The organism is Candidatus Spongiisocius sp. (assembly GCF_965221825.1).
Taxonomy (GTDB): Bacteria; Actinomycetota; Acidimicrobiia; order Spongiisociales; family Spongiisociaceae; genus Spongiisocius.
Map to the genome: position 1 here is coordinate 3,272,523 of NZ_OZ244917.1, position 23,865 is coordinate 3,296,387.

At 63.5% G+C, this 23,865-nt stretch carries 21 protein-coding genes and 1 pseudogene; 14 read left to right on the forward strand and 8 right to left on the reverse strand.

Going from position 1 to position 23,865, the window contains the following annotated elements; all coding sequences use genetic code 11:
- The first annotated feature begins 9 nt into the window (after positions 1 to 9).
- From ACOQPD_RS14990 to ACOQPD_RS15030, 9 genes and pseudogenes are all read left to right on the forward strand, one after another.
- Entirely contained in the window at positions 10 to 1,275 is a 1,266-nt protein-coding gene (locus ACOQPD_RS14990; RefSeq protein ID WP_420612767.1) for an aspartate aminotransferase family protein, read from the forward strand.
- Entirely contained in the window at positions 1,275 to 2,660 is a 1,386-nt protein-coding gene (locus ACOQPD_RS14995; protein WP_420612768.1) for an amidohydrolase family protein, read from the forward strand. Before ACOQPD_RS14990 ends, ACOQPD_RS14995 begins: the two co-directional genes overlap by 1 nt.
- Positions 2,657 to 4,231 carry a phytoene desaturase family protein gene (locus tag ACOQPD_RS15000; RefSeq protein ID WP_420612769.1) on the forward strand — a complete coding sequence of 525 codons (1,575 nt, stop codon included), beginning with the start codon at positions 2,657 to 2,659 and terminating at the stop codon, positions 4,229 to 4,231. The genes ACOQPD_RS14995 and ACOQPD_RS15000 overlap by 4 nt, the downstream gene beginning before the upstream one ends.
- Entirely contained in the window at positions 4,228 to 5,199 is a 972-nt protein-coding gene (locus tag ACOQPD_RS15005) for a methyltransferase (protein ID WP_420612770.1), read from the forward strand. Before ACOQPD_RS15000 ends, ACOQPD_RS15005 begins: the two co-directional genes overlap by 4 nt.
- 322 nt (positions 5,200 to 5,521) lie before the next feature.
- The gene (locus tag ACOQPD_RS15010; protein WP_420612771.1) at positions 5,522 to 6,871 is read left to right on the forward strand and encodes an extracellular solute-binding protein; all 1,350 of its coding nucleotides are present in this window, start codon (positions 5,522 to 5,524) and stop codon (positions 6,869 to 6,871) included.
- Between the two features lie 73 nt (positions 6,872 to 6,944).
- A pseudogene (locus ACOQPD_RS15015) lies at positions 6,945 to 7,316 on the forward strand (alcohol dehydrogenase catalytic domain-containing protein); the annotation flags it as partial.
- A 9-nt stretch (positions 7,317 to 7,325) separates the two neighbouring features.
- Positions 7,326 to 7,982 carry a zinc-binding dehydrogenase gene (locus ACOQPD_RS15020; RefSeq protein ID WP_420614400.1) on the forward strand — a complete coding sequence of 219 codons (657 nt, stop codon included), beginning with the start codon at positions 7,326 to 7,328 and terminating at the stop codon, positions 7,980 to 7,982.
- 104 nt (positions 7,983 to 8,086) lie between these two features.
- On the forward strand, positions 8,087 to 9,415 hold the full coding sequence (locus ACOQPD_RS15025) for a M20/M25/M40 family metallo-hydrolase (protein ID WP_420612772.1): 1,329 nt from the start codon (positions 8,087 to 8,089) through the stop codon (positions 9,413 to 9,415).
- A complete protein-coding gene (locus ACOQPD_RS15030) occupies positions 9,412 to 10,509 on the forward strand; it encodes an LLM class flavin-dependent oxidoreductase (RefSeq protein ID WP_420612773.1) in 1,098 nt (365 codons plus the stop codon). Before ACOQPD_RS15025 ends, ACOQPD_RS15030 begins: the two co-directional genes overlap by 4 nt.
- Here ACOQPD_RS15030 and ACOQPD_RS15035 read toward each other — a convergent pair.
- From ACOQPD_RS15035 to ACOQPD_RS15045, 3 genes are read right to left on the reverse strand one after another with little or no spacing between them, the layout of a single operon-like run.
- Positions 10,506 to 11,309: an ABC transporter permease gene (locus tag ACOQPD_RS15035; protein ID WP_420612774.1), complete on the reverse strand. Its 804-nt coding sequence runs from the start codon at positions 11,307 to 11,309 to the stop codon at positions 10,506 to 10,508. The genes ACOQPD_RS15030 and ACOQPD_RS15035 overlap by 4 nt on opposite strands.
- Entirely contained in the window at positions 11,306 to 12,184 is an 879-nt protein-coding gene (locus ACOQPD_RS15040) for an ABC transporter permease (RefSeq protein WP_420612775.1), read from the reverse strand. The genes ACOQPD_RS15035 and ACOQPD_RS15040 overlap by 4 nt, the downstream gene beginning before the upstream one ends.
- Complete coding sequence (locus ACOQPD_RS15045; protein WP_420612776.1) at positions 12,181 to 13,314, reverse strand: ABC transporter ATP-binding protein; 1,134 nt, start codon at positions 13,312 to 13,314, stop codon at positions 12,181 to 12,183. Before ACOQPD_RS15045 ends, ACOQPD_RS15040 begins: the two co-directional genes overlap by 4 nt.
- A 449-nt stretch (positions 13,315 to 13,763) precedes the next feature.
- Between ACOQPD_RS15045 and ACOQPD_RS15050 the strand changes: the two genes are divergently transcribed.
- Entirely contained in the window at positions 13,764 to 14,753 is a 990-nt protein-coding gene (locus ACOQPD_RS15050) for a mechanosensitive ion channel family protein (protein WP_420612777.1), read from the forward strand.
- A gap of 61 nt (positions 14,754 to 14,814) precedes the next feature.
- Here ACOQPD_RS15050 and ACOQPD_RS15055 read toward each other — a convergent pair whose 3' ends face one another.
- The 5 genes from ACOQPD_RS15055 to ACOQPD_RS15075 form a co-directional block, all read right to left on the reverse strand.
- On the reverse strand, positions 14,815 to 16,167 hold the full coding sequence (locus tag ACOQPD_RS15055) for an amidohydrolase family protein (RefSeq protein WP_420612778.1): 1,353 nt from the start codon (positions 16,165 to 16,167) through the stop codon (positions 14,815 to 14,817).
- The gene (locus ACOQPD_RS15060) at positions 16,164 to 17,030 is read right to left on the reverse strand and encodes a carbon-nitrogen hydrolase family protein (RefSeq protein ID WP_420612779.1); all 867 of its coding nucleotides are present in this window, start codon (positions 17,028 to 17,030) and stop codon (positions 16,164 to 16,166) included. The genes ACOQPD_RS15055 and ACOQPD_RS15060 overlap by 4 nt, the downstream gene beginning before the upstream one ends.
- Positions 17,031 to 17,034: 4 nt before the next feature.
- Entirely contained in the window at positions 17,035 to 18,237 is a 1,203-nt protein-coding gene (locus tag ACOQPD_RS15065; RefSeq protein WP_420612780.1) for a hypothetical protein, read from the reverse strand.
- Between the two features lie 79 nt (positions 18,238 to 18,316).
- A complete protein-coding gene (locus ACOQPD_RS15070) occupies positions 18,317 to 19,174 on the reverse strand; it encodes an ABC transporter permease (protein ID WP_420612781.1) in 858 nt (285 codons plus the stop codon).
- Positions 19,171 to 19,899: an ABC transporter ATP-binding protein gene (locus ACOQPD_RS15075; RefSeq protein WP_420612782.1), complete on the reverse strand. Its 729-nt coding sequence runs from the start codon at positions 19,897 to 19,899 to the stop codon at positions 19,171 to 19,173. The genes ACOQPD_RS15070 and ACOQPD_RS15075 overlap by 4 nt, the downstream gene beginning before the upstream one ends.
- Before the next feature lie 136 nt (positions 19,900 to 20,035).
- Here ACOQPD_RS15075 and ACOQPD_RS15080 point away from each other — a divergent pair, with 136 nt between their 5' ends.
- From ACOQPD_RS15080 to ACOQPD_RS15095, 4 genes are all read left to right on the forward strand, one after another.
- Complete coding sequence (locus ACOQPD_RS15080; RefSeq protein WP_420612783.1) at positions 20,036 to 21,055, forward strand: histone deacetylase family protein; 1,020 nt, start codon at positions 20,036 to 20,038, stop codon at positions 21,053 to 21,055.
- Positions 21,056 to 21,089: 34 nt separating this feature from the next.
- A complete protein-coding gene (gene ppk2, locus ACOQPD_RS15085) occupies positions 21,090 to 21,920 on the forward strand; it encodes a polyphosphate kinase 2 (RefSeq protein WP_420612784.1) in 831 nt (276 codons plus the stop codon).
- A gap of 74 nt (positions 21,921 to 21,994) precedes the next feature.
- On the forward strand, positions 21,995 to 22,858 hold the full coding sequence (locus ACOQPD_RS15090; RefSeq protein WP_420612785.1) for an alpha/beta hydrolase: 864 nt from the start codon (positions 21,995 to 21,997) through the stop codon (positions 22,856 to 22,858).
- Positions 22,859 to 23,057: 199 nt separating this feature from the next.
- The gene (locus ACOQPD_RS15095; RefSeq protein WP_420612786.1) at positions 23,058 to 23,864 is read left to right on the forward strand and encodes a CoA transferase subunit A; all 807 of its coding nucleotides are present in this window, start codon (positions 23,058 to 23,060) and stop codon (positions 23,862 to 23,864) included.
- The last annotated feature ends 1 nt before the right edge of the window (position 23,865 follow it).

Sequence of the window (23,865 nt, forward strand, 5' to 3'; positions counted from 1 at the left end):
GAGTCGACCATGAACGATCCCGCCGGCAAGCAACTCGACCACCATCCGGAGATGTCCGCCCGCGAGGCCGACAGCTACCGCAACGACTTCGTCCGCCACCTTTGCCAGACCGTTCCCGGCATCAAGGAGAGTGTGATCGTGGACGCGGCCGGTTGCTGGCTCAAGACCGCCGAGGGCCGTGTCCTTCTCGACATGATCTCGGGCATCGCGGTCTCCAACCTGGGTCATTGCCATCCGGCGGTGGTGAAGGCCGTCCAGGACCAGGTTGCCCGGTTCTCCCACGTCGACGTGTACGGCCGGCACACCCTGCCTCCACAGGTCGAGATAGCCCGGCGGTTGGCCTCGGTCACCCCCGGCGATCTGGATGTGGCCTTCCTCACCAGTACGGGCACCGAGGCTACGGAGGGATCCCTGAAGCTGGCTCGCAAGTACACCGGCCGCCCCGGATTCGTTGCGTTCGAGCGCGCCTTCCACGGGCGCACGTTCGGGGCATTGTCCGTGACCTGGCGGGAGGAGTGGCGCAAGCCGTTCGAGCCCCTGCTCGGGCCGGTGCGCTTCGTTCCCTTCGACGATCTCGACGCGGCCGACCGGGCCATAGACGAGGACATCGCCGCGGTCATCGTCGAGCCCATCCAGGGCGAGGGAGGGGTTCGCATCCCCTCGGACCGGTTCCTGCCCGGATTGCGGGAGTTGTGCTCCCGGCGGGGGGCGTTGCTGATCTGCGACGAGGTCCAGGGTGGCATGGGGCGTTCCGGCCAGTGGTTCTCATGCCAGAACTGGGGAGTGACGCCCGATGTCATCACCGTGGCCAAGGCCTTCGGAGGCGGCCTGCCCCTGGGCGCCTTCATCTCCACCGCCGAGATACTCTCCACCTTCCTGGATCCGCCCCTGTCCCACCTGACCACGTTCGGTGGGAACCCGGTTTCCTGCGCCGCCGCCATAGCGGCCTTCGACGTGATCCGGGACCAGGGCCTGGTGGAGCGGGCGGCGGAGATGGGGGAGTACCTCCGCAGCGGCCTCCGTTCGGTCCGCCGGTCCCGTCCCGGCACGCTGGCCGGCATTCGCGGCATAGGCCTGTGGTGTGCCTTCGACGTTCAACCGGCCGCTCTGGCCCAGCCCCTGGTCGAGGAGATGGCCCGCCGGGGGGTCGTGGTCGGGTCGATGCTCAATTCGACGGGAACGGTAAGGGTGGCGCCACCCCTGGTGGTCGAGCAGGAGCAGATCGACCGGTTCATCGAGGTGTTGGAGAGCTCCCTGAACACCTTGGAGGGCTGATGGCCCTCTCCGTTCCTCCCGGAGAACAGTTGATCGTCAGGGGTGCATGGGTGCTCACCATGGGACCCGACGGCGCCATCGAGGACGGTGCCGTCCGTATCGAGGATGGCGCGATCACCGCGGTGGGTCCCTACCGGGAGGTGAGGAGACGGTATCCGGACGCGACGGTGGTCGGGGACGCGCACAGCATCGTCATACCGGGTCTGATCAACGTCCACACCCACCTCTCTGAGGCGCTCATTCCCGGTATGGGATCGGAACTCACCCTCTACGAGTGGGGAGAACGCCTGGTCACGCCCGTCTCGAGGAACCTCACCGCGGAGATGGCACGGGAGGGGACCATCCTGAAGGCGGCCGAGATGATCCGTTCGGGAGTCACCTTCGTCAACGACATGTTCGTCCACTCCAATCCCAGTACCCGTGCCTCGCTGGGCGTTGTCGAGGGTCTTGCGGAGGTGGGTATTCGTGGAGTGGTCAGCTTCGGCGCGGAGGATGCCCTGGGCGACACGTCATCGGTCCCTCCGATGCCGGTGGAAGAGGTCATGGAGGAGCACCACGATCTGGCGGCTGCAGCCGAAAGGTCCGGATTGCTGGGGTTCCGGTACGGAATCGGAACCCTGCTCGGGCAGTCCGAAGAGCTGCTCGAAGCGGGCGCGGCCGCCTGCCGCGAGAACGGCTGGGGGGTTCACACACACCTTTCCGAAGTGCGGGAGGAGGTCGTTCACGCCTCCCTGCGATGGGGGCGCCGCCCGGTGTCCCAGGCCGCCCATCTGGGCTTCCTCGAAGTGCCGCTGCTGGCGGCCCACGCCATCTGGGTGACCCAGGAGGACATCGAGATCCTGGCCGGGGCGCGCGCAGGGATAGCCCACAACCCGGTCGCCAACATGATCCTGGGCTCGGGCGTGTGCCCGCTGGCGCGGCTGCGAGCCGCGGGCCTCGAGATCGGGATCGGAACCGACGGTGCGGCATCCAACGACTCCCAGAACATGCTCGAAGCCGTGAAGATGGCCGCCCTCCTCCAGAAGGTCCACGAGTTGGATCCGGCGGTGATCTCAGCCGAGGATGCGCTGGAGATGGCCACCATCGGTGGCGCCAGGGTGATGGGCGTGGATGATCAGGTGGGCAGCCTGGAGGCCGGGAAGCGAGCCGACCTGGTGTTGCTCCGGGGAACTGTCGAGTTGGCCGCTGTCCACGATCCCTTCCAGCAGGTCGTCTACTGCGCCGGCCCTCGCTCGGTCAGCGACGTCTGGGTGGAAGGACGCCGGCTCCTCGCAGAACGGTCCCTCAGCACCATCGACGAGGCCGCTCAGATCGCCCGCGGGCGGGCACTGGCGCGCGCAGTGGTCCGGGAGGCGGGGCTGAGCGGGGTTCACTCCTTCATATGACCCGGGTGGCGGTGATCGGCGGGGGCCACAACGGCCTGGTCTGCGCGTGCTACCTCGCCAACGCCGGCCTCGATGTCACCGTCTTCGAGGCCAATGCCACACCGGGTGGATGCATATGGACCGAACAACTTCCCTCTGGATACCGGCTGGAGCGGGGCGCCATCGACCACGGCATGATTCTCGGCGTCGCCGCCGAGTTGGGCCTGGCCCGGTTCGGCCTGGAATACGCCTTCCGGGACGTGTCGGTCGGCGCCGGTTTCGGGGACGGCGTCCGGCTGCTGTTCCACAAGGATCTATCCACCACTCTGGAGGGATTCGACGGCCTCGACCCCGGCGACGTCGAGGGTTACGGGCGGCTGGCCGGGCTGGGAACCGCCCTGTTGGGGATGATGGACGCATTTGCCACGCCGCCGTCAATGGCGCAGATCGCTGAGTTGGGACCCATCGCCGGGTTCGACCCGCTCCGGACCATTCTGGCCTCGGCCGAGAAGGTGGTCGGCGCCCACGTAGCCGATCCACACCTGGCCGCCGCGCTCACCATGTACGGGGCGTTCAGCCAGATCCCGCCGTGGCTGCCCGGCTCCGGCCTGTTCGGGCTGCTTCTGGCCGGGTCCCACGGCCACGGGGCCGGGCGCCCGGTAGGCGGCTCGGTCCAACTCGTCAATGCACTGGTCGGAGCCCTCGAGTCGGCCGGAGGGAGAATCCGTACGGACGCCGCGGTGGAGTCGATCGACCGGTCGGCCGCCGGGTCGAGGATTGCCACTGCGCAGGGCGATACCTCCTCCTTCGACCTGGTGGTCTCGGCGCTCGATGTGGTGCGCACCAGCCGGCTCATGGCCGAGCCGGTAGCCGAACTCGATGAAGTGGCCCGGATGGTGACCGGCGGATCGCTCAACGTCGCCGAGTTCAAGGTGGATCTGGCGCTGTCCGCCAAGGCCGAGCCCGGTATGTTCGGTCACCCCGAGGCTCTCTGGCTGCTCCAGCAACATCCCGGCTCCATGGCCAGGTCGTTCGGCGAGATCGCCGCCGGGATCCATCCGTCGGAAGCGGCCATGCTCTGGGCCTCGCCCTCGGCCCTGGACCCGTCGGCCGCGCCGGATGGAGGCGGCGTAGCCTGGTTGTCGACCTTCGTGCCGGCCCGCCCCAAGGATGGGGAGTGGACCGAGGCCGCAATGTCAAGGCATGCGGAGCGGGTGATCGACGGCTACCGGGCCATCACGGGCGAGTCGCTCGAGGACCGGATCGTCGACCTGCGCGTGGCTGGTCCCGTCGACTGGGAGAAACGCACCGGCGCCAGATTCGGCAATCCCAACCACATCGACATGACCATCGACCAGATGTTCTCGCTCCGGCCCGGCGCCGGCCGCGGCTACCGGACCGCCGTCCCCTGGCTCTACCTGACCGGTGCCGGCACCTTTCCCGGCGGCGGTTTGTCGGGCCTGCCGGGCAAGAATGCCGCCATGACCGTACTCGCCGACCTGGGTCGCAGAGGGTCCCGGCGAGCCGGGTTCTCCACCATCTCGGCCCTGCTCCGCGGCTGGCGCCTGTACCGATCGCTGAGGAAGCGATGATCGACAACGACTGGACGCTCATCGACCTGGTCACCGGTTACCAACCCGCCGCGGCGATCACCACGGCGCACCGGCTCGGCGTGTTCTCCGTCCTCGGGCGCGTCCCCAGACCGGTCGGTGATCTGGCGGCGGACCTGGAGGTGGATCTCTCCAACCTGGCGGCATTGCTGGAGGCGCTGGTCGGGATCGGCTTGCTAGAGAGGGACGGCGCCCGGTTTGCCGCCACACCCTACACCTCGGAGCGTCTGGGTCCGGGCGGCGAGATGGGCCTGGTCGTAGCCAAGGAAGCGGTGTTCGCCGGTGCCTGGTCGCGCCTTGACGAGGTGGTGACCCGGGGGCTCCCGGTCATGGAACCGTGGCGATCCCAGCTCGACACGAACCCGGAGCAGGCCCGGGCCTTCCTGGACGCGCTCGATGTTCTCGCCAGGATCGGCGGACCGCCGCTCCACGAGCTTGACGCGCTCGCCCCCGGCAAGCAGGTGCTGGACGTGGGAGGTGGCCTGGGAACCTACGCCTGCCTGCTCGCCGAGGCGGGCTCGCATGTCACCCTGGTGGATTACCCGCTCGTCGCCGGCTGGGCGAGCGAGGAATTGGAGGGCACGGGAGTGGAGGTGGTCGGCGTCGATCTCTTCGAGCACCCTTCCTGCGGGGTGCCGCCCGGTTCGATGGACGCCGCCCTGGTGTCCCATCTGATCCATGACCTCACCGAGGAGCGGGCGGTGGGACTGCTGCGCAGGGTGCGGTCGGCGATCACGCCGGGCGGCCTTGTAGTGGTCAACGACTTCGCCGGCGACAGCGGCCCCGGAGCGTTCGGTGCCCTGTTCGATGTGATGATGAGGGTCGAGACCGGTGGAGCGGCTCATTCGAGAGCGACCCTGGAATCCATGCTGGCCGGGGCCGGATTCGAGGGGATCAGACAGTTGCCGTACGGCGATCCCCTCACGGTCTACACCGCCGTCAGGCCATGACGTCCCTTACGGGCGAGGTCTGAGCGGGGCCCCACAGATCGCCAACCGGCACATCTCGAAGGTGACCAACGGGCCCACCGAAGCCCTCAACAACCACATCAACGCATCAAGCGGGCAGCGTTCGGATTCCGCAACTCCGCGAACTACCGAATCCGGTTCCTCCTCTAAGCGGGCAAACCCAACTGGGACCTACTCGCGACGGTTTCTCCCCACTGAAATCGGATGAACCTCTAATCCTGAGGACTAGTCACACTTGACAGATCTCACATATTGGCGTACGATTTGGAGATTCGGCGTAGCGCGTCGATCGAAGGAGGCACTGATGAGGCAAACGGGGAGTCGACCAACGAGCAGCAGGGCCCGGGTACTCGCCCTGGCGGTAGTGATAGCGCTTACGGCATCCGCCTGTGGCGCTGATGACAGCGACGACACGAGTGTATCAGAATCGCCGACGACAAGCCAAGTCGATTCAGCAGAGCCGACAAGCGAGACCTCCGCGACCACAGAAAGCCTGTCATTGCGTGATTCACTTCTGGAAGAGCTTCCGGAGGAAGTTCACTCCCTGACCGAAGACATTCCCGACAACCTGTTGCAACTTCTCGTTGACGTGCGCGATCAGGGACCCGCGGAGCTCGTCTGGGTTGATGCGGGTGGCGAAGTGCACGAAGGGTGGAGCGAAGCCTTTCTCGACGATTGGGAGGCAATAACCGGTTGGACTGTGATCGAGACGGCCCCAGGGCTGGACCTCTCCACTGCAGCTGTGCAGGCTCAAGTCGACTCCGGAGCCACGGAGTGGGACGTGTTCGCCATCTTGGATTACGGAACAGCTGAGCGTCTTGCGTTGGAAGGCTACTGGGAGCCTATTGATTACAGCCTCTTCGACGTTGCTGCCCTCCCCGACGTCGCCTTTTACTCGGATGAAGAAGGTAACCTCGTCAGAGGTGGCTCAGGAGGAGCAATCCCATCGCAGGGTTACTACGTGGGTGCCTCGGACTTCGGAATCGTCCTGCAATACAACACCGACGTGTTTGGTGAAGGTTCCCGACCCGACTCGGCAATTGACTTCTTTGATGTCGAGCAGTTCCCCGGCAAACGATGCGCGTTCAACTTCGCACAGTTCGGTGGCAACCTTGAGTTCGCCGCTATGGCCAACGGTGCTACGTGGGACGAGGTCTACGACGTACTAGGCACCGAGGAGGGGCTTCAGGCAGCTTTCGACCGACTTGATCAAATCTACGACGAGATCGTCTGGGCAAACAGCGGCGCTGATTCCATTCAGTTCCTGCTAGATGGCCAGTGCGACCTTGGCATCACATTTAACGGTCGACCGGCACTTCGCATCAAACAGGAACCCGGACTGCCTGTGGCGATTACTTGGGGTGGAAGCATCATCAACGGTGGACCGTTTGCCATTCCCAAGGGCGCTCCCAACTACGATGCCGCCCATTCCCTCTATGCGTTCTCCATGCTTCCCTCCCGGCAGTGTGCGGCGCTGAATGCAATCGGATACGGCGTAGTGATGAACGCTGATCCATTCCCGGCGTGCCTTGACGATTTTGGATCCGAGTGGGCACCGCAATACGAAGCAGCTGCTGGACTTGCCGATCCATTCTTCTTCTCCGACCGACCCGAGGTCGAAGAGGCTTGGGCGGAGTGGCAAAGCGGCCACTAGGACGCAAGAGAGGCTCATTACACAGTTATGAATACCTAGTGCCACGTTGACGAAGGCAATGCGGGCGGCTCTGATGGTCGGGCAAAACGAGCCGCTCGCGATATCCGAAGTTGATGTTCCACGGGTTCCCCCCGATGGCGTGGTCGTCAAGCTAGATGCCTGCGGCGTATGCAGGACAGACTGGCACATCTGGAAAGGACACTGGGATTGGCTGGGGGTGAACCCACAGTTGCCTTTGATACTCGGGCACGAGATGGCTGGGGTTGTTGTGGAGGTGGGCGGCGAAGTCCGGAGTCTTCATGTGGGTGATCGAGTTGTCGCACCGTTCCACTACTCATGCGGCCTTTGTAGTCGGTGTCAGGCGGGCTTTCAGAATCTCTGTAAGCGTCCCCAGTTTCCTGGATCTTCGCTCCAGGGCGGATTCGCAGAGTATGTGCCTGTCCCACGAGCGGAAGTGAACCTTCTTGTGTTGCCGGACAGTGTCGATTCACTTGCCGCAAGCACCCTTGGCTGTCGATTCATGACAGCATTTCATGGAACGGTCGAGGTTGCACAGTTGCGGCCAGGAGAGCGGATCGCTGTCTATGGATGCGGTGGGGTTGGTCTGTCAGCAGTGATGATCGCCTCTGCCTTGGGGGCCGAGGTCATTGCAGTCGACATCGATGATGTGAAGCTTGAGAAGGCCCATGAGGTTGGCGCCAGCTTCAGTGTCAATAGTTCGAGCGAGGACCCGGTCTCAGCAATCAAGGAGTTCACCAACGGTGGTGTTGAGGTGACCATCGATGCTCTCGGTATAGAGGAGACGGTCCAGAACTCGATCGGCACCCTACGCGTGCGTGGGCGGCATGTTCAGATCGGACTTACTACGGCAAACGAGCGAGGCCTGGTCCCGCTGCCCATAGATATCATCGTCGCCCAGGAGATCCGGATCTCGGGCTGTCATGGCATGCCGCGACCGCGCTATCCGGATCTACTGAGGATGGTCGACAAGGGGCAGATCCAACCGGCATCCCTCATTGGCCAAGAAGTAAGCCTTGAGGATGTGAATTCCGTACTTGACGGGATGTCGAGTTTCGAAACCGTCGGGTTCTCAGTAATCACTACATGGTAACGGTGGATTGGTAGTAATCTTGTCTTCTGACGATCTGTTGAGAGTGGAATACAGTCCACTGAAGAGGGATGTCTCGGTGAGTCGAGCGACCAGAATGCTAGAGAATGGCTGAGGAGCCTGTTCTCAATTCGCGACCAAGCAGCTTCCAAGAGAGGACCCTGGGCCTAGTCGAAGAGTTGATCAGGCAAGACACTTCGAACCCTCATGGCAACGAGTATCGAGCTGCAAGACCTCTGAAACGGTTCCTGGCGAGGGAAGGGCTTGATGTTGAGTTGATCGAGTCCAGCAGCGGCCGCATCAGCGTCGTTGCCCGAATGCGGGGCGTTTCTGCAAGCGCTGGGCCGCCGGGGCTTCTCTTGTCCCATCTCGACGTGTCACCTGTGCAACGTTCATTCTGGTCCACTTCTCCCTTTAACCCCACCGTTCACAGTGGTTATCTCTGGGGACGCGGAGCGATAGACCTGAAGACTCTGGTGGCAGCACATGCTGTTGGTTTGGCAGAGTTTGCGCGTCAGAACCCGTCGCCTTACGTTGACGTCATGCTGTTGGCCGCGGCTGACGAGACGCGTGGTGGCAAGGCGGGCATCCGCTGGATTGAGGAGCATCGGTCAGATGTCTTGGACTGCGCCTGGGTCTTGGGAGAAGGGAGTTTCAGCTATCCGACGCTGCTGGGCAGCAAGGGTCCCGTGTTCACGTACTGTCCGCAAGAAAAGACTGCCCTTTGGCTTGTCTTGGAAGCGCAAGGTCCAGGTGGGCATTCCTCGGTTCCACGTGAGTCGACTGCTGTGACCAGACTCGTAGGTGCCCTTGCGGCGATCGGGTCTATTCAATCTGCACGCCACGAGGGCTACATACAGGATGAGTTCATCGAGCTCATGACGCGTGCTTCTGAGTCCGACCGGAGCAGAGTCGAGATGGCGATTGCGGAATCTCCTGCGTTTGCGGCAATGTTCAAAGACACAATCAGCATCACGGTTGTTGAAGCAGGAGTGGAACCGAGTGTTGTGCCATCGTCGGCGAAGGCCACTCTCGATTGTCGACTAATGCCAGACACGGATCCGAGCCAGTTCATTGCCGATCTGGAAGGCGTGGTCGCCGAGTTCGGGGTCAGTGTGACTGAGACCTTTCGAGCTGTCAGCGGTGCTTCTGACCCAAGGGGGTTGGTACCCCGAGCGCTGGAACGAGCCCTTGCGAAGACCGTCCCAGGCGCCGCGATGGTTCCGGTGGTCTCTGCGGGCTATACCGACTTGCGGATCTTCCGAGCGCGGGACATACCCGCCTACGGGTGTCACACAGCGCCTATCACCCTCGAGGATCGGGCCACGATTGCGGGTCACGATGAAAGGGTGCCGGTCCTCAGCCTTGGGATCGCCGCCGAAATGATCTTCAACGTCCTCAGCGAGGTCAATGCCGATGCGGCTAAGGACGCATGACCGAGTCCATACCCTCGGCGATCCGAGATGAGAATGTCAACAGGAGGCCAAGTCTGAACATGTTGTCGGCGCCCCAGACTGCCTTCACACTCAGCATCATGACGGACCTGCGTCCGGGTCCTGGTTGTGGAGACTGGGTGACGCACTATGACCAGTGTCTCGAGGAGGTCAGGTTCGCGGACTCACTTGGGTTTCGAACAGTTCGCATACCCGAATCTCATGGGCACGACGACGGGATGGCAGCCGCTCCTCTGACCGTCTTGGCAGCAGTCGCTGCAGTGACCAACACCATAAGGCTGATGACGTATGCCATCCCTTTGTCTCTACACAATCCGCGGGTGATTGCGGAACAGGCTGCTGTCGTTGATCTCTTGTCTTCAGGTCGGCTGGAACTCGGTGTTGGAGCAGGCGGCCGGACTGCCCAGTTCGACATCTTCGGTGTTTCTCCAACTACGAGAGGCCGAAGGGCGGAGAGTGCCCTTCGGGCCCTCCGGACAGCACTCACAACCGGAGTACTGAATGACGGTAAGGATGGACAGCCGGTCCCGGTTAGTCCTCGCCCTGCTCAGGATAACCTGCCCATCTACTACGGAGGCCTTTCCTCGCCTGCTGTGAAACGAGCCGTGCGGATGGCGGACGGATGCCTTCCATACGACTACATAGCTCCAGAGCGGAACCTCCCAGCATTCTACGCCGAGAAGTTGATCCCCGCCCTACAACACTCTGAAAGAGACCTCAATAGCTTCTTCTTCGGAGTAGGCGTCGTCCTATGGGCGACCGACGACCCTGAGCGCGCGTGGGACACGACGATTGAGCCTGCCCTGGCTTACCGGCAACAGAAGTATCTCGAGTGGTCAGGACATGAGGATGCCCTTGAGGGCATGACTTCAAAGGCCCTCAGGCAGGGTGTGCTGGTGGGTACACCGGAGGATCTTGCCGTGAGACTACGTACGATCCACGCGAAGGCTCCTTGGCATGATTTGGCCTTCTGGCATCGGCTTCCTGGTGTGCCCCATGACGCCGCCATGGAACATCTCGAGTTGACCTCACGCCGGCTGATGCCGCTGCTGGATGACAAAGCATCGGGCGGCTAGGTGCGGTCAGGGGATGATATCGATAGACGGGACCGAAGATAGACAACAGTCAACACCGCCGCTATCACATAGACGATAAGACTTGAAATGGCCGCCAATGTGGGCCGGATTTGTGTCTCAATGAACTCAAACATGCGTAGAGGTAGCGTTTGTGATCTCGCTCCGCCGATGAAGACCACGAGTACCACTTCATCCCACGAAATGAGGAAAGAGAAGACGGCAGAAGCCATGAGAGCGGGAGTGATCCCTGGAAGTACGACCATCCGCCAGGCCCGCCGGTTCGTGGCGCCGAGGCTGAGCGCTGCTTCGAAGGGACCGAAGTCGACGGCTCTGAGCGCACTCTCGATGAGAAGCACGGAAAACGGTAGGGCCAGGATCGTGTGAGCAATAACCAGCCCTGGGAATGTGCGGAGAAGCCCCACCCGCACGTATATGTCAAAGACGGCAACGGCTGTGACTATCGGTGGGACGATGAGCGGCGCGACGAGAAGACCACGCACCAGGAAGGCCCCCCTCTTGATGTATCGGGTGAGGGCAATGGCCGCGAGCAAGCCAAGAGCCGTCGAGGTGATAGCGACTGCCACGCCAAGTCTGAGACTCAACCAAGTGGCATTGATCCAGCGCTCGTCGCCGAAGAAGTCTTGGTACCACCTAAGAGAGAGACCGTCCGGTGGAAAGTTGAGGACTGTCCCCGGTGTGAAGGACAACGGAATCACGACCAGAATCGGCAGAATCAGGAAGGCGACCACGATGTTGGCCGAAACGGCCAATAAACGTTGACCTACCTTGCCCAGCCTCAACGCCTGCTACCTCCAACTACCACACTTCTAGGATCGAACACCTTGGTTAGCAAAGCGAAGAGCGCGAGGGTTACGATTAGCAGGATCATGCTCATGGCGCTGGCGATCCCCCATTTGAAGAGACGTATCTGCGTCTGCACATATATGGGAATGGTGATATCTCCCCCTCCGCCCAAGACGGCTGGAAGAATGAAGAAACCCATAGACATGATCAGGACCAGCAATGACCCGGCGATCAAACCAGGGCTAATGAGGGGCAGGTATATCCGCAAGAAGGTCTGCCGAGGGCGAGCTCCGAGGCTATCGGCACTCTCGATAAGTGATTCATCCACTCCCCTCATCGACGAGTAGAGAACAAGGATCATGAATGGCAACATCACGTGAATCATCCCGATGAGAATTGCTCGAGTGTTGAAGAGAAGATCGAGTGGCTCCTGAACCAGTCCCATAGCCGCTAGCGAGTCGTTTATGATTCCTCTTCTCCCGAGAATCACTGTCCACGCATAAAGTCGAGCGAGAATCGCCACCCACAGCGGAGCAGTGCTCAGGACCAGGAAGAGCTGTGCTCTTCTCTTCTCGAGGGTCGTGATGTACCACGCCACAGGAAAACCGAGAAATAAGCAACCCACAGTTGTCACGACTGAGATCTCAACTGTCAGTCTCAGGATGTTCCGAAAGGCCCGTGACGAAAAGATCTCAACGTAGTTACTTATGCCTGGAGCCGGGTCGGAGACGCTTCTCACGAACACGCCTATGAGCGGATACGCAAAAAAGAGCAGAACGAAAACCATGCACGGCAGCAACAGAGCTAGGCCAACAAGGGAGTCCTGGTATGTACGCCGCCGGGTCCGTCTTTGCCAGCCGAGTTTCTTCATGGTTGCCCGTCTGGTGGGATGAGGACAATCGTCTGTTCCTCGTCCCAATGGAGCCAGATAGTTGACCCTTCGGTGGGCGCCGACAGTGATGAACTTGATTCAACGATGAAGCGGTCACCATCTCTGAGACGAGACAGGATCCGATAGGAGTTTCCGTGGAACGACACCAACTCCACGGTGGCCTGCAAGTTCGGGCTGCCCATCGGCCCTTCTTGGATCAGGACCATCTCTGGTCGAATGCCGCAAAGCACGCGGTCTCCTTCCCCCAGCGACCGGCTCACATATGGCGGCACTGCCAGGGTGTTGCCTTCGGCTATTTCGATGACGAGTCCGTGACCGGAGTGACGCACGATGCCCTCGATCTCGTTGATGTCTCCAACGAAGTCTGCAACGAAATGCTCCGTCGGCGAGCGGTAGACGGTTTCTGGGACTCCTACTTGTCGCACAGATCCTCCATTCATAACCACGATGCGGTCTGACATCGCGAAGGCTTCTTCCTGGTCATGCGTCACGTACACCGCCGTGAAGCCAATTTCCTTCTGAAGAAGCCGGATGGAGTTCTGTAGGTATTGGCGTAATCGCTTATCTAAAGAGCCAAGAGGTTCATCCATCAAGACAACCTTGGGGCTAAAGACCAGCGCTCTTGCCAGCGAGACTCGCTGTTGCTGGCCGCCACTCAGTTCTCTGGGAAGACGGGAACCCAACCCTTCGAGGTTGACCATCTCTAAAGCCTGCTCGACGTCTCGTTTGATTTGGTCAGAAGAGATCCCGCGAATCTGAAGGGCAAACGCGACGTTGTCCTGGACTGTCATGTGAGGAAACAGCGCGTAGTTCTGGAATACGAATCCCATTCCGCGCTCCCGTGCCGGTAGAAGTGTCATATCAACACCGCCGACGATCACGCTCCCCTCGTCAGGAATCGTTAGCCCGCCGACGATCCTGAGAAGAGTCGTCTTACCCGATCCGCTAGGGCCAAGAAGAGTAAGAAACTCACCCGGTTCGACAGTTAGATCGAACTCATCGAGGACCAGCACATCCCCATAACTGTGTCGAACACCCCTTATCTCGATCTTGGCTCCCGTCGACGGATGAAGGGGACGCGACTCCGTCGAGGGTATGGACTCGGTCATGTGTCCTTAGCCGCATCGGCATTGATCTCGCCGAGGAAGTTGAAGATCACGTCGGCGGCGATCCCAAGGCTGCGGATCGGTACCCTTTCATCGTGACCCGCATCAGCCGAACAGTTCGAAACCAGCTCGCGCGCATCATTTCGAACCTCCTCATCCTGGTACCGGGATAAGCCAGATGAGCCTACCACTCTGAACCACTCCGGGTCTGCTGGAGAATGTTCTATTTGAACTCGGTTTGGCCTTAGAGGTTGCCGACCGGATGATCTAGATGGATGCGGGTGAGTTGGTGGAGCAGGGTTCGCCCAAGGACCTGGTCCACAGGCCACAGAACAAGAGCCTGAAGAGGTTCCTTGGCGCCATGTCTACCCCGTGACATCGCAAACCACTAGGATGCCCTCCCAAGTCGCGTTGTCGGCCGTCGCATCCCTGGACCAAGGCGTTGGTGCCGCATGATTCCCATAGCCCAGCAAGCCGGTAGTTCATCGGCCGCGTGCGCCGACAGTACGAGCTTCGTTTGCGACACCGTTTACCAGTGGACCGGCAACGAGGCCGTGGCCGGGATAGCGGCCTGGCTCTTGGGACGCGGGTTGGTCCTGGCCCTGATCCTGGTGGGTGGGTGGTTGGTCTCCAGAACCGTCAAGCGGGCGATCGAGCACTTTACGGAACGGATAGGCAGACCGGACCTGCGGGATGTGGGTCGCGATCCGGCTGCCAACGAGGAAGCGGAGACGGTCCGGGCAAAGGCCCGGGCCGAGACGCTGGCGGTGGTTCTCCGCAGCGTGGCGCAGACCACCATATGGGCGCTGACGGCGCTGCTGGCTCTGGGCCAGCTGAATATCAACCTCGGGCCCCTCCTCGCCGGCGCCGGCGTGGTCGGTATCGCAATAGGTTTCGGTGCTCAGTCGGTGGTTAGAGACTTCTTGGCTGGAATATCCATGATGATAGAGGATATCTACAGCGTAGGAGATGACATAGACTTTGGACGGGGCCGGGGAACCGTGGAGAAGATAAGTTTGCGGTCCACCTCGATCCGTACCCGTCAGGGCACCGTCTGGAATGTTCCCAACGGCAAGCTCGACTTCGTGGCCAACTACTCGCAGCTGTGGGCCCGGGCGCAGATCGATGTAGAGGTTCCGTACGACTGTGACCTCCGCGAGGCCATGGAGGTGATCCGCCGAGCGGGTTTCGAGATGTGGGAAGACCCGGAATGGGGAGAGGACGAGCTCTCGGAGCCCCCCGAGGTCAAGGGCGTCCAGAACCTCGCCGAGTCCGGCGTCTTCATCCGGGTGAGGGCCAAGACCCGGCCTTCCGTCCAGTGGAGGACCGAACGGGAGTTGCGCCTACGCATCAAGGAAGCCCTCGACTCCGCCGGCATAGAGATGCCCTTCCCGCACCGCACCGTGATCATCCGTGGTGGTGACCACGACGGAGGGTCCTGAAGCTTCACCTCTCCTTCGACCCCTGGAGCGTACGTAGGCCCGGGTTGTCGTTGTGTCAGGCTCAGGACCGGGCCAGCAGGGAATGCGGTCCGAGACCGGCGAGGCGGGCCAGCTTCCGAGCCAGGGGACGCGACCGTTCCACCACATCGACAGGATCAACGTTGGTGACCTTCCCGTTCGCTACCGATCGCGATCCGGCCACCCAGACGTCGGAGACCTCCCGCGGGCCGGCGCAGTAGACGACGGCTTGGAAGGGGTCGTGGATGTTGGCCAGGGCCGGTGAGGCTCCGTCGAACACCACCAGGTCGGCCTGCTTGCCGGCCTCGATGGAACCGAGTTCGGCATCGAGGCGCAGGGAACGGGCACCCTCGATGGTGGCCATCGCCAGCGCGTCACGAGCGGACAGGGCGGTCGCCTGGAGCCGGTCGACCCGCTGGAGCAGCACCGCGAGCTTGATCGCCTCGAGCATGTCCTGGCGGTCGTTGCTGGCGGGACCGTCGACACCGATGCCCACGGCTACTCCGATGCGTCGCAGGGCGGGTACCGGACAAACCCCGGAGGCGAGGATCATGTTCGAGACCGGGTTGTGGGCCACCCCCACCCGATGCTCCGCCAGTACCTCCTGGTCCTTCTCGTCCACCCACACGCAGTGGGCGGCGATGGTCGGACCGTCGAACAGGCCCAGATGGGCGCACTGCTCGATCGGCGTCCGCCCCGTTTCGGCGCGGACCGCGGTCACCTCCTCCCGGATCTCATGCAGGTGGATATGGCTTCCGTGGTCGGCGGCGAGCCTGACGGAATGCTCGAAGAGCTCCTCGGACTGCGCACCCAGGAGCGCGATCCCGACCCGGAAGCGCGACAGGCGGCTCGCTTCGCAGGCCTCCCGGAGGGCTGCGTGCTCTTCGAGGATCGCCGGCACGGCGGCGCCCCGCCTGTCGGCAGCGCCGAACGTAACCACGCCGCGCAGCCCCAGCTCATCCAGCGCTCGGACGATTCCCGGGGTGACAGGCCGGTCTGCCGGGTCGCATACGAACATATCGCTGGCCACGGTGATTCCGGTCTGCAGCATCTGGATGCCCGCCAAAAGCGTCCCCACATAGGCCATCTCGTAGTCGTGATGGGGCGCGGTGGGATTGATGACCGCCTCGATCCACTCCCACAGGGTGAAGTCTTCGGCGATGCCCGTGAAAAGGGCCTCGGAGAAGTGCCCGTGGGTGTTGACGAACCCGGGCGTGATGATGGAGTGGCGGTCTCCATGAACCTCGTCGTTCGGATAACGGGTCCTGAGGTCGGTCCACGGCCCGACCGCGTCGATCAACTCACCGACGATGCGGACCGCGCCGTCCTCGATCATCTCCGGTGTCGACGAGGTGAGGACGTATCCGCCCCGGACCAGGATTCCGCGGTCCGTCACTGCGGCCGGGGAGGGGTGTGGAAGTCGTAGAGGTCGGGTCCTGGCTTCACCAGGTCCTCGTAGAGCTCCGGTCTCCGGGCGCGGAGCAGGCCGGGAATGGACGAGAAGCCCTTGGGCTCCACCATCGAGTCGTCGTTCGACCTGAGCCACTCCACCCGGGCGAGGTCGATGTTCGCCAGCAACAACTCCTCGGTCCCCGAACTTACCGCCACGTACTCGGGGCCGGCGATCATGGCGGCGCCGACCTCGTCGCGCCAGATGTTGTTGGTCATGGCCACGTAGCAGAGGTTCTCCATGGCCCTCGCCCGGACGATGGTCTGCCAGTTGTCCGTGAGGGAAGTGAACCCGCCTCCCGCCGGTGACAGGATCACCTGGGCGCCCCGCAGCGCCAGCACGCGCGCCGGCTCGGGTATCCACAGTTCCGAGCACACCACGATTCCCATCCGGACCCCGTCCGTCTCGAACAGGGCCAGATCGGGACCGGGCGCCACCCAGACCCTCGTCTCGTCGGGCGGGAGGGTGGCCGGATGCGCCCGTTCGTAACGGAGCAACTGCCGCCCTCCGCGGTCCACTGCGTAGACCACGAGGCGGTACTTCCCGTCAGGGCACAACTCCATGCGGCTCCAGCACACCGAGATGTGACTGTCCGCCGCTGCCGCCTGCATGGCGTCGGTCGCCTCGTACGTGTCCCGGGGCTTTCCGAGCACCGGGCCCGGGTAGCCCTCGGGGAACAGGATCAGGTCGGCTCCGAGATCGGCTGCCCGGGCGGTCAGCTCCACCGCCCGGGCAACGTTCACCTCGGCGTCGGGATCCACCACCGTGCGCGGCTGCGCAACGGCGAGCCGGAGGGATCCCGCCGCCATTTCCTTACAGCCCGATCGAGAAGTCGATGAACTCGTTGGTGACGAGGTCTTCGGGCGACAGCCCGCTTACGTCGGCTTCGGTGACCTGGTCGATGATCTCCAACAACCCGACGACCCGGTCCATGTCGAAGTCGCCGAGGGTGTCGTTGTCACCGTTGCCCATGATGCCGAGTTCCAGCATCGTGGACACCGCGAAGTCGGCCACGCCCTGGGTGTAGATCCATCCGGTGTCGTAGACGTCCACCAACTCCAGGATCAACTCGTTGGTCGGATCCGGGTTGTTCAGGAAGTCCACGTGGGCCTGCTGGATGATGGGCACCACTTCCCGGAGGCAGTCGGCCCGGTCGGTGGCATCGGCGGCCCGGACACCGAGCGCCTGGAAGTACTCCTCGAAGCCCGTGTCATGGATCAGCTGGGTCCTGACCGGCTTGCCCCACTCGGGCACCTCCACCTCGTAGATGTAGGGCTCGGCGGTGGCGAACCCGGCCTCGGCGACCTCGCCGCCGGCGCCGATGAACGCAGCCGGCTTGGGCGCGTCGGTCAGGTCCATCTGGGACTCGTCCATGATGCCCTCGGCGACCCACCAGTCCTGGAACACGTCCGGGCGCCCGAGCAGGATGATCGCTCCCTCGTCCTTGAGATCAGCGATCTCGTTGACGTTCGGGTAGGTCTCCGGATCCCAGTAGATCGCGAAGGCGCTCTTCTCGAACGTTGCCATCACGCTCACGACCGGGACATCCGCGTAGGTCGACATGGCTTCCGTCGCCCGGACGAATCCCATGAAGATGTCCTGATCCTGGTACAGCAGCGACTGCACCGGCTGGAAGCCGACCGCAAAGCCGCCGATCCGGACCTCGATGTCGATGCCGGTGTCCTCGCCGCCAGCAATCATCGGGCCGCGGACGCTCTTGGCGTCGTTGTTGATCTCGTAACCGGGACCGACCAACTGGTAGATGCCACCGTGCTCCGACTCGGGTTCCCAGTCGAGCTGGATCACGAGCGGGTCGGGGCAGACATCCGCCAGCGTCATCGCCGCTGCCGCCGTGGTGGCGGGAGCTGCGGTGGTGGCCGGTGCTGCGGTGGTGGCCGGTGCAGCCGTGGTGGCGGGGGCTTCCTCTTCACCGCCGCACGCCGCTGCCACCAGCGACAGAGCGGCGATCAGGGCCAGCGTGGTAGCAGCCCTTCCTCCTATCCGATGTCTTCTCATGTCGGCCTCCTTTCCGATCTTCCGTTGCTGTCTGTTCTATGAGTCCTTACCGCGCACGATTCCGGTCGGATTCGCACGTCTAGGTGTCCTTGTTCCGCTCGTCAGCCCACGACGGATCCCAATGGCCGACGGCCCGGCGGCCGATCACGCCGAATATCCAGAAAGCCACCACGCCGAGCAGGCAGGCGGCGATAACCGCGGCCAGCAATTCCTCGCTTCTCAGGCGGCGGCTGTAGCGGTCGAGGAGGATGCCCAGGCCGGGCTGGCCCCGACCGAAGAAGAAGTCGCCAACTATCGCGCCGATCACCGACAGGCCGGCCGAGGTGCGGAGCCCGGTGAAGATGAGCGGGCGAGCGGCGGGAACCTGGAGCTTCAGAGCCCGGGTCCACCGGCCGGCGTTGTGGAGCGTGAGCAGATCGTGCAGTCTGGGGTCGGCGCCCTGCAAGCCGGTCAGGGAGTTGATGACGATCGGGAACAGGGCGATGATCACGCACACCGTAACCCGCGACATCAGCCCGAAGCCGAACCAGAAGCCGAGCAGCGGGACCAGAGCCAGGATCGGGACCGTCTGGCATACCACGGCCCAGGGGTAGAGCGAGCGCTCGATCCATTTGGCCTGGCTCATCACCAGGGCCATCGAGAACCCCAGCGCGAAGCCGATCACCAGCCCGAGCCCCGCGACCATGGCCGTCCGGTACAGGCCCCCCATGATCTCCCCCAGCACCTCTCCATCGAGGATCCCCTCCTGGATCACGCCGTGGGGTGGTGGAAGAAGGAAGCGCCGGTCGGGCTCGAGCACGAAGAAGGTGATCCCGTACCAGAGGAGGATGATGGCCAAGGCGACCAGAGCGGGTGGTATGGCAACGCCGAGCAACTCCCGGATGCGGGCGGTGCCGGCGCGGGAGGCGTTGGCGGTCTCGCCGGTTCGGTCGCTCACGATGCCTCTGCCAGTGCGGCGGCGACCTGGCCGGCCAGCACCGCGAACTCGGGCTCGTAACGGATTTCGGGCTTGCGGGGGAACTCGTACGGGATCTCGAACTCGGCCACGAGCCTTCCCGGCCGCTTGCTCATCACCAGAAGCCGGGTAGCCAGGAATACGGCCTCGTCAACCGAATGGGTGACGAACAGGGCCGCGAAGCGTCGCTCCGAGAACAGGGCGCACAACTCTTCGTTGAGCCGGGCGCGGCTGATCTGGTCCAGAGCGCCGAATGGCTCGTCGAACAGGAAAAGGTCGGGATCGAGCAGCATGGACCGGGCGATGCTGGTGCGCATCTTCATCCCGCCCGACAGGGCCAGGGGGTAGTGGTCGCGAAATTCCTGTAGCCCTACCAGCGATAGCACCTCATCGGCGCGCCGCCTGGCCTCGTGGCGGTTCAATCCGTCAAGCTCGCCCAGGAAGGTCACGTTCTGCTCCACGGTGCGCCACGGCATCAACGTGGGTTCCTGGAAGATGTAGCCGACATTGTCCGAAGACCGGCTCACCGTTCCGTCCGTGGGCTCGATGAGTCCGGAACCGAGCCTAAGGACGGTTGACTTGCCGCAACCGGACGGTCCGACAAGGGATACGAACTCGCCCTTCCGGATGGTGAGACGGATCGGGTCCAAAGCATCAATGGACCCGAAGGACTTGGTTACTTCGGTGAAGGCGATTACCGGATCCAAGGCCGAACGAGTCCTTCCTTACCTCTCGCGCCGCTCGCGCCGCGGACACGAGTACACGAAGCGATGGGCAGTTGATCAAGCCTAGCAACGCGGCTCTAGCATCACTCCTGTAGCCCGATGATTTGGGAGAAGCTACGTGCTCGTCTACGCCCATCCCGACCACCGCCTCCATGATCCCTCCGAGCCGCACCGCTTCGGCGGGGTGCTCCTGCCTCCCGCGGAGACCGCGGCGCGAGCCGACCGCATCCTCTCCGCTCTGGCCCACCTCGAAGCCGTGGACGTGGTCTGCCCCCCTCCTATGGATGAGCAGGACCTGCTCCTCGTGCACGAGCCCGATTACCTGGAGTTCCTGCGCACGGCCCACCACCGCTGGCGGGTCGCCACCGGCGCCCCGGCCGACGGCGAGGCGGTGGCCTACATCCGGCCCCTCCCCGGCCTACCGGGCCGTCCCCCCACCCATGTCGACGCTCAACTCGGCGTCTATTCCAACGATGTCGATCCGATCCTGGAGGGAACCTGGCCGGCGGCCCTGTCCGCCGCAGCGTCTGTGGTGGCCGCGGCCCGCGCTGTCCACGGCGGGCACGATGCCGCCTACGCCATCAGCAGACCCCCCGGTCATCACGCCGGCCCGGCCACGTTCGGCGGCTATTGCTATCTCAACAACACCGCCCTTGCCGCCGCCTGGCTGGCGGCCCGAGGGACCAGGGTGGCGGTCGTGGATGTCGACACCCACCACGGCAACGGCACCCAGGCGGTGTTCTGGGAACGTGGGGACATCCTGACCGTCTCGATCCACGGTGATCCCGGGGTGCATTTCCCGTTCTTCTCCGGCTTCCCCGAGGAGCGCGGAGACGGGGCCGGATCGGGCGCCAACCTCAACCTTCCCCTCCCGAGCGGGTCCCGCTGGCCGGTCTACAGGTCAGCCCTGGAGGAAGCCATCGAAGCAGTGAGCTCCTTCGGGGCCGAAATCCTGGTCGTAGCTCTGGGAGTGGACACCCATGTCACCGACGGCGTGCTGGCCCTGACCGACGAGGACTATCCGCTCCTCGGGCAGGGGTTGCGTACCGGCCTGCCCACGGTGATAGTCCAGGAGGGCGGCTACGGAGAAGGCGTGCTGGAGCAGGCGGTACCCGCGGTGCTGGCGGCGTTTTCCTAGTCGCTGCGCCCGGCGTTTCGGTATGGTTGGTGGTATGAGTGTGGATTTCCTGGAAGCGCTCGACTTGGGGGCGCCCGACCAGGACCGACCCAAGCTGAAGCGGAAGGTCTACGAGAAGGAACTGGGCCGGCTCCAGGAGGAGTTGGTCCGCCTGCAGCGCTGGATCAAGCACCAGGGTCTCAAGGTGGTGGTCATCTTCGAGGGCCGTGATGCGGCGGGCAAGGGTGGCGTGATCAAGCGGATCACGGAACGGTTGAATCCTCGCATCGTCCGGGTGGTGGCGCTCGGCACCCCCAGCGACCGGGAGAAGACGCAATGGTGGTTCCAGCGCTACGTGGCCGAGTTGCCCGCAGCCGGCGAGATGGTCCTATTCGATCGCAGCTGGTACAACCGCGGCGTGGTGGAGCCGGTCATGGGATTCTGCACCGAGGAGGAATACCGCGAGTTTCTCCGTTCGTGCCCGGAGTTCGAGCGCATGCTCATCCGCTCCGGCATCATCCTGATCAAGTACTGGTTCTCCGTGAGCGACGCCGAGCAGGAGAAGCGTTTCCAGTCACGGATCAACGATCCCGTGAAGCGCTGGAAGCTGTCACCCGTCGATGTCGAGGGGAGGTCCCGATGGGTGGAGTTCTCCAAGGCCAAGGACATCCTGTTCGCCCACACCGACATCAAACAGGCGCCCTGGTACGTCGTGAACGCCGACATCAAGAAGCGGGCCCGCCTGAACTGTATCGCCCACCTTCTGAGCCAGATTCCTTACGAGGATGTGCCCTGGGATGACATCGAGCTACCCGAACGGCAGTCAGGCGTCGGTTATGTGCGCCCGCCCATCACCGACCAGACCTTCGTCGAGGAGAGGTTCTGAATCTAGGGTCGTTCTTCCGGACCGGGCGGTCTGGCGGCCGCCGCCGTTCTCGCCGGTGGATCAGGCGGACGGCTGTGCCGTTGCTGGCTGTCGCCCTGCTCTACCTTGCCGCTTCCTACTACATAGCGGACAGCGCACTCGACGCGGAGGCCAATCCTGTCGAGGACAGTCCCGGGGACTTCGCCCTGGATTACGAGGACGCGGAGTTCTCCCCACGGGGTTGGCCCGAACTCACGCTGCGCGGGTGGTGGATGCCCGCGCCGGATCCTCTAGGAGTCGTGATCCGGACCCACGGAATCGACAGCACCCGCAGTTCCATGCTGGGCATGGTCCCCGCTCTGGTCGCCAACGGCTACTCGGTTCTCGTATTCGACCTGCGCGGCCACGGCGAGTCTGATGCCGCCCAGATGGGCGCCGGGATACACGAGGCTGACGACCTGCTGGGCGCGGTTGACTACGTGGTCGGCGAACGCGGCGCCCGACCCGGCACCATCTTCCTGCACGGCAACTCCTATGGCGGCGCCATCGCTCTGATGGCCGGCTGGCGCGAGCCCGCAGTCGCCGGGGTATTCGCTGATTCGGCCTTCGCCACCCTGTCCGATCTGGTCGTGCAGGAAGTGGCCCGGCGTACGTCAGCGCCCTTCTGGCTGGCATCGGCCCTGCGCCCGGGGGTGGTTCTGATGGCCCGCCTCACCAGGGGCCTCGACGTGGACGGCGTCCGCCCGGCGGAGGACGCCGCTCGGTACCCGTACGCGATCGGTCTGGCCCATTGCGACATCGACGACCGCATCCCGATCAGCCATCTGCACCGGATCCGTTCGCAACTCCGGCACCCGCCGCGGGTCACGGTTTACGAAGGTTGCGCCCACGGCGACGCGTGGGACGACTATCCGAGCCGCTACGAGGCGAACCTGCTCAACTACCTTGGTCACCGTTAGACCAACCACGAGACCCGCGGGTACCAAACGACCGCGCATGGCATGAACACGCCCTAACCGGTCTTCCCAGCCATCGGTTGGAGTGGGGACCCGATGCCGGATCCGAACGAGCAGCGCTCTAACATGACCGCCACCCACCCGGTCTCCGGTCCGATGCGTCTGGCTGCGGGCGGGTTGTTGCCGATCCGAACTTCGAGGTATGGCCGAACACCTGGGTCTCAGCGAAGCCATTTCCAGATACGTGCAGGACGGGGACACGGTTGCCCTGGAGGGTTTCACCCATCTGATCCCGTTCGCCGCCGGCCACGAGATCATCCGCCAGCAGAAGCGGGACCTGACCGTGTCGAGGATGACCCCCGATCTCATCTACGACCAGTTGATCGGGGCCGGATGCGTCCGGAAGCTGCTCTTCTCGTGGGGCGGCAACCCCGGGGTCGGATCGCTGTACCGCTTCCGGGATGCGGTGGAGAACGGCTGGCCGGTACCCCTCGAGCTGGAGGAGCACAGCCACGCCGGCCTGACCAACCGGTACGTGGCCGGAGCCTCCGGTATGCCCTTCACAGTCATGAAGGGCTACCTGGGCACCTCGCTCGGCGAGATCGCCCCCCACGTACGATTCCTGGATTGCCCGTTCACCGGCAAGCCGGTGGCCGCAGTGCGCGCCCTCAACCCCGACACCGGGATCCTCCACGCCCAGCGGGCCGACCGGGCCGGCAACGTGCAGGTCTGGGGGATATCGGGGGTGTTCCGGGAGGTCGTCATGGCGTCCCGGCAAGTGATCGTGACTGTCGAAGAAGTGGTGGACGTGCTGGACCGCCGGCCGGGTGATTTCGTCATGCCCTCGATGGCCGTCACCGCGGTGTGCGAAGTCCCCGAAGGCGCCCGGCCGTCCTACGTGCAGGACTACTACGAACGTGATAACGACTGGTACCGCAGGTGGCCCGAGGTGAGCCGGGATCGGGACGCCTTCCTGGCCTGGCTGGACGAGTCGGTCATGGGAGCCTGAA